This window comes from Haematospirillum jordaniae, from assembly GCF_001611975.1.
In the GTDB taxonomy this organism is placed as follows: domain Bacteria; phylum Pseudomonadota; class Alphaproteobacteria; order Rhodospirillales; family Rhodospirillaceae; genus Haematospirillum; species Haematospirillum jordaniae.
Map to the genome: position 1 here is coordinate 1,304,410 of NZ_CP014525.1, position 15,147 is coordinate 1,319,556.

A 15,147-nucleotide genomic window follows, 5' to 3' on the forward strand; every position below is an offset into this window, starting at 1 on the left:
TTCCTTATCTCAGTTTGAGGGTAGACAGGCCCAGAATGGCCAGAATAGTGGCAATAATCCAGAACCGGACCACGATGGTTGGCTCGGCCCAGCCTTTTTTCTCGAAGTGATGGTGCAAGGGAGCCATCCGGAAGACCCGCTTTCCTGTCAGCTTGAAGCTGACAACCTGGACAATGACAGAAACGGTTTCCAGCACAAACAGCCCCCCCACCAGGGCGAGGACAATCTCATGGCGGGTCACAACGGCCACGCTGCCAAGTGCGCCACCAAGGGCTAGGGACCCGGTATCACCCATGAAAACCATTGCGGGCGGTGCATTGAACCACAGGAACCCCAGGCACGCACCGATAAGGGCGGCCAGAAAGACCGATAGTTCGCCTGATCCGGGAATGTGCTGGATCCCCAGATAGGTTGCGTACAGGTTTGATCCCACGAAATAGGCGATCAGCGCAAAGACACCGGCGGCTATCATGACCGGGACCGTTGCCAGCCCATCCAGCCCGTCGGTCAGGTTAACGGCATTTGACGAGCCGACAATGACAACCATGCCGAAAGGAAGATAGAACCAGCCCATCTGGATCAGCACGTTCTTGAAGAACGGAATGGTCAGCGCCGATGCAATGGATGGATCTGTGATCGACATGATCCACCATGTGGCTACCCCGCCGACAGCACACTGTGCGACCAGCTTTATCTTGCCCGGAACGCCTTTTGTATTTCGCTTGGTGACTTTCAGAAGGTCGTCGATCATGCCAACCAAGCCATAGCCGATGGTGACCAGCAGGACAGCCCAGACATAGGAATTGGCCAGATCCGCCCATAGCAGGGTAGAGACCGTGCATCCCAGCAGGATCATCATCCCGCCCATGGTCGGCGTTCCTTTTTTGGTCAGCAGATGACTTTCCGGTCCCAGCTCCCTGATCGGTTGTCCTTGCTTCTGTTTGTGCTTCAGCCAGCGGATGATAGCCGGCCCGAAGACAAAGGCCACCAGCAGGGCTGTCAACACAGCACCCCCGGCCCGGAAGGTAAGATACCGGAACAGGTTGAGGATGCTGAGATCGCCGGACAGCTGGGATAGATAATAGAGCATCGTGTGGTCTTCTTGTGGTCCTTGGGTAGCAAGAGGAAACGGGTGGGGGCTTCCGGTCAGGTCGCCTCGCTTACACTGTCGGTCATGGCTTCCAGGAAGGAGACAAGATGCCCCATCCGGGTGCTGAATGATCCCTTGACCATCAGAACGTCGCCATTTTTCAGGGCCGGGGCAAGCAACGACGCCAGTGTGGCACTGTCAACGGCGTGGGCAGCCTTGATCGCGGGGGGAAGGGCTTCATGCAGGTTCATCATCAGGGGTCCAGCGGTATACACCTGCTCTATCCCCAGTGCCACAATTTCCTTTGCTAGGGCGGCGTGCCGTTCCGGACCGGTTGGTCCCAGTTCGCGCATGTCCCCCAGTGCGGCAATGCGTCGTCCGCCTGGCCCGGGTCTTGCAACGGCAAGAGCATCAAGAGCGGCACGGACCGATGCCGGATTGGCGTTGTAGCTTTCATCGATCAGCGTGATACACCCACGCCGATCGGGCAGGGGGATGATCCGGGTTTGGCCCCGTCCCTGTGAGGGGACCAGCGTTGCCAATGTGCGTGCGGCCTGTGTCGTATCCAGCCCCAGCGCATGGACAACGGCAAGAGCGGCCAAGCTGTTGCGGGCCCAGTGTGCGCCCGGTGCCCCGATGGTGTAACTCAGTCCTTCCCGGTCAAGCCGTACAGAGACCTCGGTCTGCTCTGCCCCGATCACCAGGTCCAGAAGTCGCACGTCAGCCTCGCCGTGTTGTCCGAAGGTCAGGATGTTCAGGTTCAGATCCCGTGCCCGTGTTTCCAGGCGTTCGTAGAATGGATTGTCGCGGGGCAGGATGGCTGTGCCACCAGTCTGGACGCCTTCCAGAATTTCGGCCTTGGCATCAGCGATTTCAGAGACATCACGGAAGAATTCCAGATGTGCATCCGAGACCCAGGTGATCACGGCAATATCGGGCCGGGCGAGGGCTGTCAGGGTGCGGAGTTCGCCGGCATGGTTCATCCCCATCTCGACGACGCTGTAGCGTGCATCGGCAGGCGTTCGTGCCAAGGTAACCGGCACACCCCAGTGGTTGTTGAAACTCCCGAAGGCGGCATGCGTGGGACCGAAATTGCCCAGGATGTGCGCCAGCATGTCTTTGGTTGATGTTTTGCCGACACTGCCTGTCACGCCGATCACGCGGCCACCAAAACGGTTCCGTGCTTCCCGCCCCAAGGCATGCAGGGCCGTAAAGGTATCGGAGACAATGACCAACTGGTCCGGATTGACATCGGGTACCGTTTTGTGGACTAGGGCGCCGGCCGCACCGGATTCAAGAGCCTGTTTTACCCAGTCATGTCCGTCAGAATTGGGGCCTTTCAGGGCGATGAACAGATCGCCGGGTGCTGTTGTCCGGCTGTCAATGGACAGTCCGGTCACCGGGAACGTTCCGCTGCCCTTGCCGTCGGTGGCCTTGGAAATGTCCGATGATGTCCATAGGGTCATGGTGCCATCTCCTGTAGCATGCGGGCTTTCAGGGCTTCACGGGCGACGTGGCGGTCATCAAAGGGAAGTGTGATTGTGCCGATGGTTTGCCCGCTTTCATGCCCCTTGCCTGCCAGCAGCAGTACGTCGCCCGCACGCAGCATGGCAATGCCGGTGCGGATTGCTTCGCCACGATCACCGATTTCAACAGCGTCCGGGCACCCGGTTCGTGCGGCAGCCCGGATGGTGGCCGGGTCTTCGGTGCGTGGGTTATCATCTGTCAGGATGACATCATCGGCCAAGCGATGGACGATCTCGCCCATCAGGGGGCGTTTGCCGGGGTCACGGTCACCACCGCATCCGAACAGAACGATCAATCTCCCTTGTGTGTGGGGCCTCAGAGCCAGTATGGCCTGTTCTAGGGAATCTGGTGTGTGGGCGTAGTCCACATATACAGTGGCTGTATCAGCACAGCTGCCGACATATTCCAGCCGTCCCGGCACCCCGGTCAGGCGGGGGAGTGTAGCCACCGCTGCTGCCGGTGTGATGGAGCGATCGCAGGCCAAGACCAACCCAAGTGCAGCAAGACTATTCATCGCTTGGAAATGCCCGGTCAGAGGCAGGTCAACATCCATCCTGTTACCCAGCACATCCAGTGACAGGGCTTGTCCGCGTGGACTGGCCCGGTTTTCAAGCAAGCGGATTTCATGCCCGTTTCTGCCATAACTCCAGACTCTGCGTCCGGCGTTACGGGTTGCGGCATCTAGGGCACCAAATTCCGGACTGTCTGCATTCAGGACGGCAATGCCACCCGGTTCCAGCACGTCTGTAAACAAGCGTGTCTTTGCGGCCCGGTAGGCTTCCATCGATCCGTGATAGTCCAGATGGTCGCGTGACAGGTTGGTAAAGGCGGCGACCTTGAGTCGCACGGCATCCAGGCGGAACTGATCCAGCCCATGGCTGGACGCTTCCAGGCACAGGAAGGAGCAGGATCGATCCGCCGCCATGGCCAGAAGGCAATGCAAGTTGACCGGGTCAGGGGTGGTCATGCCTTCTGTACAGTCAAAGTCGGGACCGGTCAGCCCCAGCGTACCCAAGCTGGCCGCTCTTCTGCCCATAAGGGCCATGATCTGGCGGAAAAAGACAGCCGTTGATGTCTTCCCGTTGGTTCCCGTGACAGCAGTTGTTGTTTCAGGCTGGCGTGCATAGAAGGCAGAGGCCAGCCGAGCCAGATCGCGCCGGGGGTTGCTGGTTCCAAGAACAGGAACGCGGGATGCTTCACGAGGTGTGGCGTGTGCGGCAAGAATCGCCACGGCCCCCCGTTGAAGAGCATCGGCAATAAAATCCTGCCCGTTGGACCGGGTTCCGGGCATGGCGGCAAACAGGAAACCATCTTTTACGAGCCGCGAGTCGGCCGTAATGCCAAGGATATCTGTCCGGCAAGCCTCTTCATCCGGTTTTTGTATGCCGGCTTTTTCTGCTAGGTCACCGAGCAACATCAACACCTTCCTCTTCCACAGCCGCCGTTCTGGCCACCCGTGCTTGGGCAGCTTTCATGGCCCTGACTTCAATCGGTTGGCCATTGACACGAGGCTGTATACCAAGAATGGGGCCAATTTCAGCAATGATCTCGCCGGCTGTTGGAACAACATTCCACCCCGATGTTGCAAAGCCCCATGTGGACTTCAGTCCTTTTGGCTCGTCAAGGGTGACGACCAGCGCATAGCGTGGATCATCCATGGGAAAGGCGCCAGCAAAGCTGTTCATGTTGTTTTTACGGTTGTATCCACCGGATGCAGAGATCTTTTCTGCTGTCCCTCCCTTGCCACCGACCATATAGCCGGGAACTTCGGCCTTGCGGGCTGTGCCATCCGTAATGACGGTCCGCATCAATTTGCGCAGGGCCAGAGATGTTTCCGTGCGCAGGACTTTCTGCGGTTGCGGATCACCGGCATCGCGTGGCAGCAGGGTGGGTTGAACCATATAGCCACCATTGACCAAGGGAGCCAGCCCCCTGATCATGCTGATCGGCGTGACCGCAATGCCATGGCCGAACGATATCGTCATGGTATTGATGTCCCGCCATGGCTGGGGGTACAGAGGGTGGCCCGTTTCAGGCAGTTCGATACGGGCCGCATCAAGAATGCCCAGCCTGCCAAGAAATTTCTTCTGGAATTCGGTTCCCAGCTGCATGGCCATACGGGCCGAACCGATATTGGACGAGCGGGTCAGGATTTCGGCGACATTCAGACGGCGGTTCTCGCGGTGTACATCGCGTATGGTAAAGCGTGCCACTTTCAGCGGATTGATCGTGTCGTAACTGTCCTGCAGGCGGATCTGACCAGATTCCAAGGCCATGGCGGTGTTTAACAGCTTGAAGATGGAGCCCATTTCATAAACGCCCAGCGTCACCCGGTTGAAGCGGGCATTGGCATCAGAGGCCCCGAAGTTTTCAGGCTGGTAGTCAGGCAGTGAAACCAGCGACACGATTTCTCCGCTGCGTACGTCCATGATTACGGCACTTGCCGCTGTGGCGCTGAACTTTTCCATGTTACGCAACAGGGTATGGCGGACGGCATGCTGGACCCTAGCATCTACAGTCAGGCGCAGCGGGATGGAGGGGTTCTGGCGCAGGGCTTCGTTGAATGTCAGTTCTGTTCCGGCAATGCCGTTGTTGTCGGGGTCTGTGGCGCCAAGGACGTGGCTGAACAATGAACCCTGCAAATAGGCGCGCCGCTCGGCATTCTCGAAGAAGAGCCCCGGAATACCTTCGGAGTTGACGCTTTGCTGCTGGCGTGGCGTCAGGTTCCGGTCAAGATAGACAAAGCGCCGACCAGATGTCAGGCGGTTAAATACGTCGTGTCGGTTCAGGTGAGGCAGAACAGCAACCAGTTTGTCTGCCGCCTCGGCCGGGTTGATCAGTTTCTGACTGTCGGCATACAGGTTGACGGTTGGCAGGTTTGTGGCAAGAAGAAGCCCGTTCCGGTCCACAATGTCTGCGCGTGTGTGCGTAATAACATCGGTTCTCGCCACGGCCCTGGCCCTGTGCGAGATTGAGTGGTCAACAGCCCCTAGGACCATGACGTCGAACAGCCGGACACTGATTCCGCAGAAAGCCAGAGCAAACAGGCTGGCTGTAACCAGCATGCGGACGCGCCCGGTTTCCAAGGCTTGTTTGACCTCTCCTTCCAGGACCACGTGGGTTCCCTTCCGGTCAACGCCGGCGGATGGAACAAGCTCTTCCCCCGGGTACAGAAAAGGTGCGGCCTTCCGACGATGCGGGAACAGGCGGGCCATCATGCTATGGCTTCCCTGTTCTGGAGGAAGCCCGGGACCGTGGTGTATGCGATGGTGTCACGTCCGGACTGGAATGGTTGGCCAGTGTCGGGGAGAAGGTCCCCTGATGTGCAGGGTTTTCAGGCTGCTGTAGCGGCAGGTCGGCAATCTGGGCCATGGCCTGTCCATCCAAGATACCAAGGCCCAGCAGGCGCGACGCAAGGTCCGCAATACGGGCCGGATCGTTCAGATAAGCCCATTCGGCAGACAAGACGCGAATTTCGTTGTGTGTCTTGTGGATATCCCGGTTGAGTCCGGCCAGCCGGTCTTCTAGGTTCTGGACTTGGAATTTCATCAGAAACATGCCGACACTGACGGCCAGCACAAGAAAAACCCATAGTGCCGTGGTGCCGCGGATCATGCTGCACCATCCTGTGACGGGCTATCGGTTCGGGTATCCACTCTCAGCTTTGCGGAGCGGGCCCGGGGATTCCGCTGTGCCTCGGCAGCCGAGCACTGTACGGCCTTGCGTCCTGACCCGACAAAGGTTGCGGGTGGGGGTGGTATTTCGCCTGGCAACAACCGTGAGACACTTTTTGCAGAGCGTTCTGACAGGAAGGCTTTTACCTCGCGGTCTTCCAGGGAGTGAAAGGACACAATAGCCAGTCGTCCGCCGGGGGCCAGTATGGACTGCGCCCCTTCCAGACCGCGGCGCAGTTCACCGATTTCATCATTGACGAAGATGCGCAGTCCCTGAAATGTCCGCGTTGCCGGGTCTATGGTATCCTTGCCCTTGTGCACGACAGAGCGGACAATCTCGGCCAGTTGGCGGGTTGTCTGCAGCGGGCCGTTGTGGCGTTCCCGCACAATGGCCCGTGCGATGCGGCGCGACTGCCGCTCTTCGCCAAGGCGATACAGGATCGAGGCAATATCCTCTTCCTCAAAGGTATTGACCACGTCTGCAGCCGACAGACCGGCCTTTTCCATCCGCATGTCCAAGGGACCCTCGCGCATGAAAGAGAACCCTCGCCCCGGGGTGTCAATCTGCATGGATGAGACCCCGACATCCAAGGTGACGCCATCGACAAGGCCAACGCCGGCTTGCTGCAGCAGAGAAGCCATGTCACCAAAACGACCGGGGAGGAACAGGAAGCGGCCGGGGTAGCGGGAGGCCAGAACCTCTGCGCGCGGTGCGGCTTCGGGGTCACGGTCGATGGCAACAACGCATGTATCGCTTGAAGCGTCCAGAATGGCTTGACTGTAACCACCGGCACCGAATGTGCCGTCAACATATGTACCGCCGCGTTGTACCTGCAAGCCATCCAGGACTTCGGTCAGCATAACTGGGATATGCAGGGCTGTTTCTGTTGTCATGGTTCAGTCCCCGCTGCCAAGGTGCAGGGACGGGCGGCGTTCCGCTGCCCGGCGCCGGATTTCGGCTTCGGCCTTCTTCAGGGCGGATGGTTCCCAGATCTGGAAGGTGCGCCCCCGACCAACAAAAGCAGCCTCAGCCGACAGCCCCGCGTGTTCGAGTAAATCCTCGGGGACCATGATCCGGCCTTCGGTATCGAAGGCGAGCTGGCGTGCAGACGCAAAAACAAGCTGGGCCATTTCATCCTGTTCAGGTGAGAAAATATCCAGCCGATCCAAGCTGGAGGCAATTTTTTCAAGGCGATCCATGCCCATGCCATCTAGGCAGGCTGTCGTGAAGGACGGGTAGCAGACAACACCGGCAAAACCTTGCCCTGTCAGGGACGATCGCCATAATGCCGGAACAGACACCCGTCCCTTCCGGTCAATCTTGTTGATGATCGTGGAAACGAAAAGCGACATCGCTTCCCGGGCCTTCCCATGGTTTGGCGGTGTGACCAGCACCGCAGGTGTGTCAAGAGCAACGCTTTCCGCTTTGGATACACCCTGACCGACAGTGAAGCCGGTGGCCGGAGTCCGTTCTGGGCGGGAAGCAATTATGGTATGTCATGGTATGTCATGGGATCACATGGGTGTCAACGACACCTGCCCTGTGATGACGGGATTTGGCCGCCGGGGAATAAAAGGTCGTATCCCGCATGGATGCTGACCTTTTTCGTGAGCGTACAGGTTTTTCTGCGATGCACTTTATCGCGTAAAAGTTTCTTTTTGTGGGATCTGCACCTGAATGGCAGGGAGGGAAGTGCCAGATGGCCTGTAAGCCGGGTTCTGTCCACGCACAATTTGTGCGCTGGATGGTCATTCATCTGCGATGCCCGTTACCGGACACCTGGTGCGACCGACCCGGACGGCGGCCCGGAAAAGTGCCTGCCGCCTGTTGCGGCTGCCGTCCCTACTTGGTCTTGCTCCCGGTGGGGTTTACCATGCCGCCCCTGTTACCAGGGGCGCGGTGCGCTCTTGCCGCACCCTTTCACCCTTGCTGCTGCCAAGGCCGCAGCGGTCTGCTTTCTGTGGCACTGTCCCTGGGGTCGCCCCCGCCGGACGTTATCCGGCACCGTTTTTCCGTGGAGCCCGGACTTTCCTCCCCCCGCCATCATCAAAGGTGGCAAGGGGCGACCATCCGGCCATCTGGCGAACCGGACCATAGAGCGTTCCAGGCTGGGGTCAAGCAGAAACAGTCAATTCGGGGTTCCATGGCGCGGGACATAGTGTCCGTCACGCAGGCAGACAAAGTGGCTGTCAACGTCCGGGTGTTCAACGGGGTCGCCGCTGTTGTCTTCGATCAGGCTTTGTTCAGAAACGTATGCGTGATAGGGGCCTTCGGTATTTTCTGCCAGAAGATGGTAGAAAGGCTGGTCTTTCGGAGGGCGCACCTCCTCGGGTATGGCCAGCCACCATTCCTCTGTGTTGGAGAAAATCGGGTCTACATCATAAACCACGCCGCGGAACGGGAAGATCCTGTGCCGGACAATCTGGCCAATTTCGAATCTTGCATGGCGTATGTTCATCGTTCCCCGACAGGCAAGGGCCCGAATCCGGGCCGGTTACGGGATAAGATGTGCCCTAGGGAACGATGATACAGGATATGTCTATGGGGCCTGCAAGCCATGTACGATCAGAAGTACGTGATCAGGATGCTTCTCGGGCACTTTTTATGGCCGTCATGAGCGTGTTGGTGTCTACGGCTCCGGGTAGAATCCGGTCGCCAACGACAAAAGCCGGCGTGCCGCGAATACCCAGTGCCGTTGCTAGGGCGATATTCTTCTCCAGCGTTCCGGCAATAGACTTTTGCTTGATATCCCGGTCAAGGCGCTTCATGTCCAGTCCGGCTTTCTGCGCTGTATCCCGGAGGACGGCTTCGGTCAAGGCTCCGCGGTGCTCCATCATGGCTGTATAGAACGCCCGGTATTTTCCCTGCATGTGTGCAGCCAAAGCGGCTTCGGCCGCATTTGTGGACATCGGGCCAAGAACGGGAAGCTCCTTGAAAACAATCCGTACATTCGGATCTTGCTTCAACACCTCCATCAGGGGTTTGAGCATCCGCTTGCAGTACCCGCACTGATAATCGGAGAAGCTGACGATTGTTACGTCACCCTTGGCGTTGCCGAGAACCGGATCGACTGTTGAGGCCACCAGCTCGGAACGGCGGGTTTCTAGGACGGAGCGCAGTTCGGTCTCTGCCTGTTCTGCCTGACGTGCCCGCAAGACGTCTATGGCCTCGGTAATGACCTCAGGATGTTCAAGCAGATAGGACCGGATTTCCCGGTGCAGCTCTGTCCTGTCGATCTGGGAAGAGGACCAGGTGGTTGTCGGGAAGGCAATGCCCACGGCGATCAGGCCGGCAAGGCAAAGGGCAAGGCGACGAAGGAACGGGTACAGGGGCACTGGGGCGCTCTCCGGATTTGTGTTTCAGGGGCGTGAGCAGAGTGGAAAGGCCTACTTCTTGTCAAGCTGGTTCTGGGCTTCCATCTTGATGTCCTGAAGCCTTAGCCACAGGGGATGGTTTTGCCCCAGCAGCTTTTCGGCCTTGCCGGCATGGAAGGATGCCTGCGATGGCTCACCGGTTTGCAGGGCGTATTCGGCCAAGGCGTACGATGCTTGACCTTCATTCCCGGTGCGTCCCCATGCTGTGCCAAGAAGCCTCCAGCCAAAACTGTTCTCCGGATCCCGGGCCAAGGCTGTCCGCAAGACCTGCGCCGCCTCTTTCAGGGCTTCGGGTGATCCACTTTCAATCAGGGCATGGCCATAGCTTGTGGCGATCAGGGGCTCGTTGGGCAGCAGCGAGACTGCCTTGCGGTAGTTTGGCAGGCCTTCGACAACACGCCCATTTTCCACCAGCATTTGTCCGCGCAGTTCATGAAAGTAGGGATCGGACGGATACTCTTTCAGAAGGCCGTCAATCAGGGGCAGGGACTTGGCCGTATTTCCACGGCGGAAGTAGGCGATAGCGCGGGCATAGCGTCCCGCGACGGATTGATCTGTTTCCGGATATTTCTGCAAGGTGCGGCCCTGAGTTTGCAGAAAGGCAAACATCTTGGCCACCATTCTCTTGTGTGCGGCCATCTGTGCCGTTGGTGCATGGCCTGCTGCGGAAGATTGCTCCACATGGGCAGCAACGGCAGATATGCGTTCTGCGTTCAGAGGGTGTGTCCGGACATAGGGATCCTGGTTGGCCGAGGCCAGGTATTCCTGACCTTCCAGGATATGAAAGAATTCCAGAAGGCCCTCTGCTGTTTGCCCGGTCTTGTCCAGTACCTTGAGGGCAAAGGCATCTGCGGAAGCTTCTTGCGTTCTGGAGAAAGAGAAATAGTTCCGGGTTGCCACGCTGGTTCCCAGTGATGTGACGGCCAGCCCGGCATCCGGCCGACCTGATGCCGCACCAATGGCAATACCTGCGGCCAGTGCCGCCAGGCTGGATATGCCGGCTTTTTCCAGGGCATCGATCCGGTTGACAATATGCCCTCCGGCAATATGTCCTGTTTCGTGGGCAATGACGCCGATCAGTTGTTCCGGGTTTTCGGTACGTTCCAGAAGGCCGGAGTGGATGTACATCCGTGATCCGGATGTAGCAAAGGCGTTCAGCGATGGGTCATTGATCACCCGTATCCTGACACTGGCCGGCGGAATGCCGCCGGCTCGGAACAGTGGATCGGCATAGGAACGAATGATACTTTCTACTTCGGCATCCCGCAGGATGCCTCCACCCCGTCCGGCTAGGGCATGCCCCGGAACAACCGCCACGGCGGATAATGCCAGGACAGCGTATCGGAACATGCGAGTGATCGAGAAGAATATGTGCACAGTCTTGACCCCGGAAAGAGAAACAAAGCGTAGGGCGGGGATGTTTCCCCGTCAACGGGGGCTGTTTGTGGCGATGGTCATGACAGCCCTGGTTCCGGCCCTGTCCGGATGTTGGGATCCTGCCCGTGACCTGAAAACCGGAACAGTGGGTTATGTAAAAGGTTTTGCAGGCGGGATTGTGGCAGATGAGCCGCGGGCTGTTCTGGTCGGGCGTGATGTGCTGACGGCCGGTGGGTCAGCGGTTGATACTGCCGTTGCCGTGGGGTTCTCGCTGGCTGTGACCCTGCCGTCATCTGCTGGGATCGGTGGTGGCGGCATCTGCGTGGTGCATGACCAGGCTCAAGGGACAACCGAGGTGCTGGACTTCCTGCCCGGACAGTCTTCTGCAGCCGTGCCAGCCCTGCCGCGTGGCCTATTTGCCCTGCATGCCCGCTATGGCCGTATGCGGTGGGAAGAAATTCTTGGCCCGGCAGAGCAACTGGCCCGGTTCGGGGAACCCGTTTCCAGGGCACTGGCTGTTGATCTGGGCACGCATGGCTCCGGTCTGGTTCACGATTCCGCAGCGCGTCAGGTTTTTGCTCGGGGTACCGGCGAGCCGGTGCGGGCTGGTGATCATCTGACCCAAATGGATCTGGCAGCCTTCATCGGACGACTGCGCCGGAATCCCGCTGATTTGTATGGTGGCGTCCTGGGGCGTGAGTTTGTTGCTGCATCTAGGCATGCCGGAGCTTCATTGACCCTTGAGCAGATGCGGTCGTGGAAGCCGCGCTGGATCACCCCTGAAACAATCGTGAGCGGGCATGATACCCTGTACACACCTCCGATGTCCGGTGCTGGTGGCAGCATTCATGATGCCTGGAGCAAGCGTGCCGTTGCACCTGTTGCAGGGCTGAACGGCGGCGGTACGGGGTTTGTGGTGGTTGATCCGTCTGGGTCAGCGGTGGCCTGTGCGTTGACCATGCGCAAGCCCTTCGGAACCGGGCGGATGGTGCCCGGCTTTGGAAGCTTCCTGACCCCCGCGCCCGGTAACGATACGCCTCTGGCGGTTGCGTTGGCCATTAACGACCATGTCAACGAATTCCGTTCCGGTATTGCGGCGACGGGTGCCGGGGCTGCTGGGAATGCTGTTGCCGTTTTGTCGTCCGTACTGGGTAAGGGTGGTGATGATGTTCTGCCGAAATCTGTGATGGCGCTTTCTTCGTCGGCTTCTGGTCCGGCACTCGTCTCTGCTCTGCACTGTGACCGCGGCTTGCCGCCTTGGCCCGGCTCGTGTCGTGTGGCTGCGGACAGTCGCGGTGCCGGTTATGGCCTGCTGATCGGACGCCGTAGCGAATAGGCCCCTGTTTTGTGCTGCGGGAACCCGGCCGGGCTGTTGCTCAGCCGGGTTTCTCGTGCGCCGGTACAAGGGCAAGGCGCCCTCCGGTCATCGGGCGGGGGCAGCCGGTTGTACCGGGGAAGCTTTGCGGCAGTCCCCTGATGTGGCGTACGGCCAGAAAGGCAAAGGCCTGTGCTTCCAGGGCGTCGCCGTTCCATCCGACAGCTTCAACCGGATCAACGTTCCCAAGGGCTGCCCGCAGCCCGGACATCAGCGCGGGGTTGTGGCGTCCTCCCCCACAGACCAGCCATCGGGCTGGCGGTGTCGGTATCCAGCGTAGTGCGAGGCGGACACTTTCGACGGTGAATGCTGTCAGGGTTGCGGCACCGTCAGTTGCACCTAGAGAGTTAATGTGGCGCATCATGCCCGCAAAATCATCACGGTCCAGGGATTTTGGGGGTGGCTGCCGGAACCATGGGTCATCCAGCATGGCGGTCAGGGCCTTGTGGTCAATGGTCCCAGCATTGGCCAAGGCACCGTCGGTATCAGTCGGAATGCCGGTATGGCGCTGGGCCCAGTCATCGAGGAGGGCATTGCCCGGCCCGGTGTCGAACGCCATCAGGGGCCCATGGGGCGTGATGACCGTGGCATTTGCCACCCCGCCGATATTGAGCACCACCGTTGTATCGGCCACAGATCCCAGCAGGGCCTGATGATAGACCGGTACCAGTGGTGCCCCCTGTCCTCCGGCGGTGACATCGGCACTGCGGAAGTCAAAGACAACCGGTGTACCGGTCAGGGCTGCCAGTCGCGCACCATCCCCGATCTGCCGGGTTTGTCGTTGCTGGGGGCGGTGCAGGATGGTTTGGCCGTGAAAGCCGATAATCCCGATGTCCTGCGCCTTTAGCCCGGCTTTCTCCAGCAGGGCCGATACGGCCCGTGCGTGTACGTCGGTCAAGGTTTTTTCTGCAAGCCGGACCTGTTCCGTGTTGTCTTTCTCCCCCAGAATCCCGCGCAGTGTATCGCGGAAACCATCCGGCCAGGGGTGGGTCAGGAAAGGGCCGAAGGCATGGACCCGCTCACCATCGGTTTCGATCAGGGCAGCATCCACACCGTCCAGCGACGTGCCGCTCATCAGTCCCATGGCACGGCAGGGTAGGTGAAGCATTGCGGTTCCGGCTCCGTTGTCGTGTCTGGGCAGGTATGCTAAAGCTTGCCCCCTGACCTGATTTCTACCCCTGTTTTGACTGCTGTACAAAAGGAACCTGTCGATGAATACCGCTGTTTACACCCCCCGCTCTGAATTTCTTCGGGTGGTGAGCGAGCGGGGCTATTTTCACCAGTGTACGGACTTGGCAAACCTTGACAATGCCCTGTGCGCCGGGGTCGTGCCGGGTTATATCGGCTTTGACTGCACGGCCGACAGTTTGCACGTTGGTTCCCTGATCCAGATCATGCTTCTTCGCTGGCTTCAGAAGACCGGGCACAAGCCGGTGGTGCTGATGGGCGGCGGTACAACGCGTATCGGTGATCCCTCTGGCAAGGACGAAGCCCGTCGCCTGCTGTCCGATGAGCAGATTACAGCAAATATGGCCGGCATTCGTAAGGTGTTTGCCCGTTATCTGACGTTTGGTGATGCTGCCACCGATGCCATGATGGTGGACAACAATGATTGGCTGTCCGGTATCGATTACATCACGTTCCTGCGCGAGTACGGTGTCCACTTCACCATCAACCGGATGCTGTCCTTTGATTCGGTCCGTTTACGTCTGGACCGGGAACAGCCGCTAACGTTCCTAGAATTCAACTACATGATCCTTCAGGCCTATGACTTCTGCGAACTGGCCCGGCGGAAAGGGGTGCGTCTGCAAATGGGGGGATCCGACCAATGGGGCAATATCGTCAACGGGGTGGAACTGACGCGGCGTGTGCAAGGTGGTACCGAGTCGTATCGTGAGGTGTTTGGCCTGACCTCGCCGCTTCTGACGACAGCATCCGGTGCCAAGATGGGGAAATCAGCCAGCGGTGCTGTATGGCTGAACGAGGAGCGCCTGCCGGCCTATGACTTCTGGCAGTACTGGCGCAACACCGAGGATGCGGACGTCGGGCGTTTCCTACGCCTGTTTACGGAATTGCCCCTGGATGAAATTGCACGTCTTGAGTCTTTGCAGGGGGCTGAAATCAACGAAGCCAAGAAGATTCTGGCGGATGCCGTTACCGCCTTGGCCCGTGGTGATGAGGCAGCGGTTGCGGCGCGCCGTACCGCCGAGGAAACGTTTGAACGTGGTCGTGCTGGTGATGATCTGCCATCGGTGTCTCTGGATGGTTCTGCCTTGGAGGCGGGCGTTTCTGTGCTTGATGTTCTGGTTGCAACCGGGTTGGCTGCCTCCAAGGGCGAGGCCCGGCGTTTAGTGCGTGGTGGGGGTGTTCGCCTTAATGATACCCGCGTTGGGGACGAGGCCTTTTGTCTGACTCGGACGGATCTGGTGGATGGTGCTGTGCGTCTTTCGGCAGGCAAAAAGAAGCACGCATTGGTGCGTCTGGGCTGATTGCCTGCCTTCCGGGTGCGGTTGGATTCCGGCTTTATTAGCGGGGACCCAACCGCACGGTTTTGTCCTTCCGGATATTTTGCACTTTTAGGGCTTGATTGTATGCCTTCTTTCCGCTAACGTACGTACACAGCGCCGATTTGCTTCTCAGCTTGCGGGCGCTTAATAAATGCGGCTAAAGCGAGTGCACGGGAATACCCAAAGCGCCGCAGGCCGCAAGGCTTGGCGGTTTTTTTGTTG

Annotated in this window: 13 protein-coding genes and 1 other RNA gene; 2 read left to right on the top strand and 12 right to left on the bottom strand. The window is 59.0% G+C overall.

The genetic code is table 11. The annotated features are described in order from the left end of the window. Window positions 1-4: 4 nt before the first annotated feature. The 11 genes from mraY to AY555_RS06185 all read right to left on the bottom strand — a co-directional run bounded on the left by mraY (window position 5) and on the right by AY555_RS06185 (window position 11,016). Window positions 5-1,090: a phospho-N-acetylmuramoyl-pentapeptide-transferase gene (gene mraY, locus AY555_RS06135; RefSeq protein WP_066134785.1), complete on the bottom strand. Its 1,086-nt coding sequence runs from the start codon at window positions 1,088-1,090 to the stop codon at window positions 5-7. A 56-nt stretch (window positions 1,091-1,146) separates the two neighbouring features. After that, entirely contained in the window at window positions 1,147-2,556 is a 1,410-nt protein-coding gene (locus tag AY555_RS06140; protein WP_066134790.1) for a UDP-N-acetylmuramoyl-tripeptide--D-alanyl-D-alanine ligase, read from the bottom strand. Then, window positions 2,553-4,034, bottom strand: coding sequence for a UDP-N-acetylmuramoyl-L-alanyl-D-glutamate--2,6-diaminopimelate ligase (locus AY555_RS06145; protein WP_082811883.1), 1,482 nt, complete (start codon window positions 4,032-4,034; stop codon window positions 2,553-2,555). Before AY555_RS06145 ends, AY555_RS06140 begins: the two co-directional genes overlap by 4 nt. Further along, window positions 4,021-5,835: a peptidoglycan D,D-transpeptidase FtsI family protein gene (locus AY555_RS06150; RefSeq protein WP_066134793.1), complete on the bottom strand. Its 1,815-nt coding sequence runs from the start codon at window positions 5,833-5,835 to the stop codon at window positions 4,021-4,023. Before AY555_RS06150 ends, AY555_RS06145 begins: the two co-directional genes overlap by 14 nt. Before the next feature lies 1 nt (window position 5,836). Beyond that, window positions 5,837-6,232 (bottom strand): cell division protein FtsL, encoded by a 396-nt coding sequence (gene ftsL, locus AY555_RS06155; RefSeq protein ID WP_066134796.1) that lies wholly within the window; start codon window positions 6,230-6,232, stop codon window positions 5,837-5,839. Next, the gene (gene rsmH / locus AY555_RS06160; RefSeq protein WP_066134801.1) at window positions 6,229-7,185 is read right to left on the bottom strand and encodes a 16S rRNA (cytosine(1402)-N(4))-methyltransferase RsmH; all 957 of its coding nucleotides are present in this window, start codon (window positions 7,183-7,185) and stop codon (window positions 6,229-6,231) included. Before rsmH ends, ftsL begins: the two co-directional genes overlap by 4 nt. Window positions 7,186-7,188: 3 nt before the next feature. After that, entirely contained in the window at window positions 7,189-7,644 is a 456-nt protein-coding gene (gene mraZ, locus AY555_RS06165; RefSeq protein ID WP_066134804.1) for a division/cell wall cluster transcriptional repressor MraZ, read from the bottom strand. Between the two features lie 339 nt (window positions 7,645-7,983). Next, window positions 7,984-8,374, bottom strand: an RNA gene (rnpB, locus tag AY555_RS06170) — RNase P RNA component class A. A gap of 46 nt (window positions 8,375-8,420) precedes the next feature. Beyond that, on the bottom strand, window positions 8,421-8,750 hold the full coding sequence (hspQ, locus tag AY555_RS06175; protein WP_066134807.1) for a heat shock protein HspQ: 330 nt from the start codon (window positions 8,748-8,750) through the stop codon (window positions 8,421-8,423). Between the two features lie 121 nt (window positions 8,751-8,871). Beyond that, entirely contained in the window at window positions 8,872-9,627 is a 756-nt protein-coding gene (locus AY555_RS06180) for a DsbA family protein (RefSeq protein WP_066134810.1), read from the bottom strand. A 51-nt stretch (window positions 9,628-9,678) separates the two neighbouring features. Further along, a complete protein-coding gene (locus AY555_RS06185) occupies window positions 9,679-11,016 on the bottom strand; it encodes a M48 family metalloprotease (RefSeq protein WP_082811884.1) in 1,338 nt (445 codons plus the stop codon). A 106-nt stretch (window positions 11,017-11,122) separates the two neighbouring features. On the opposite strand from AY555_RS06185, the gene AY555_RS06190 reads away from it, so the two are divergent. Further along, the gene (locus AY555_RS06190) at window positions 11,123-12,379 is read left to right on the top strand and encodes a gamma-glutamyltransferase (protein WP_167798429.1); all 1,257 of its coding nucleotides are present in this window, start codon (window positions 11,123-11,125) and stop codon (window positions 12,377-12,379) included. Between the two features lie 40 nt (window positions 12,380-12,419). Here AY555_RS06190 and AY555_RS06195 read toward each other — a convergent pair whose 3' ends face one another. Continuing rightward, window positions 12,420-13,526, bottom strand: coding sequence for an anhydro-N-acetylmuramic acid kinase (locus tag AY555_RS06195; protein ID WP_082811886.1), 1,107 nt, complete (start codon window positions 13,524-13,526; stop codon window positions 12,420-12,422). A gap of 103 nt (window positions 13,527-13,629) precedes the next feature. Here AY555_RS06195 and tyrS point away from each other — a divergent pair, with 103 nt between their 5' ends. Then, a complete protein-coding gene (gene tyrS / locus AY555_RS06200; protein WP_066134816.1) occupies window positions 13,630-14,907 on the top strand; it encodes a tyrosine--tRNA ligase in 1,278 nt (425 codons plus the stop codon). Window positions 14,908-15,147 lie beyond the last annotated feature (240 nt).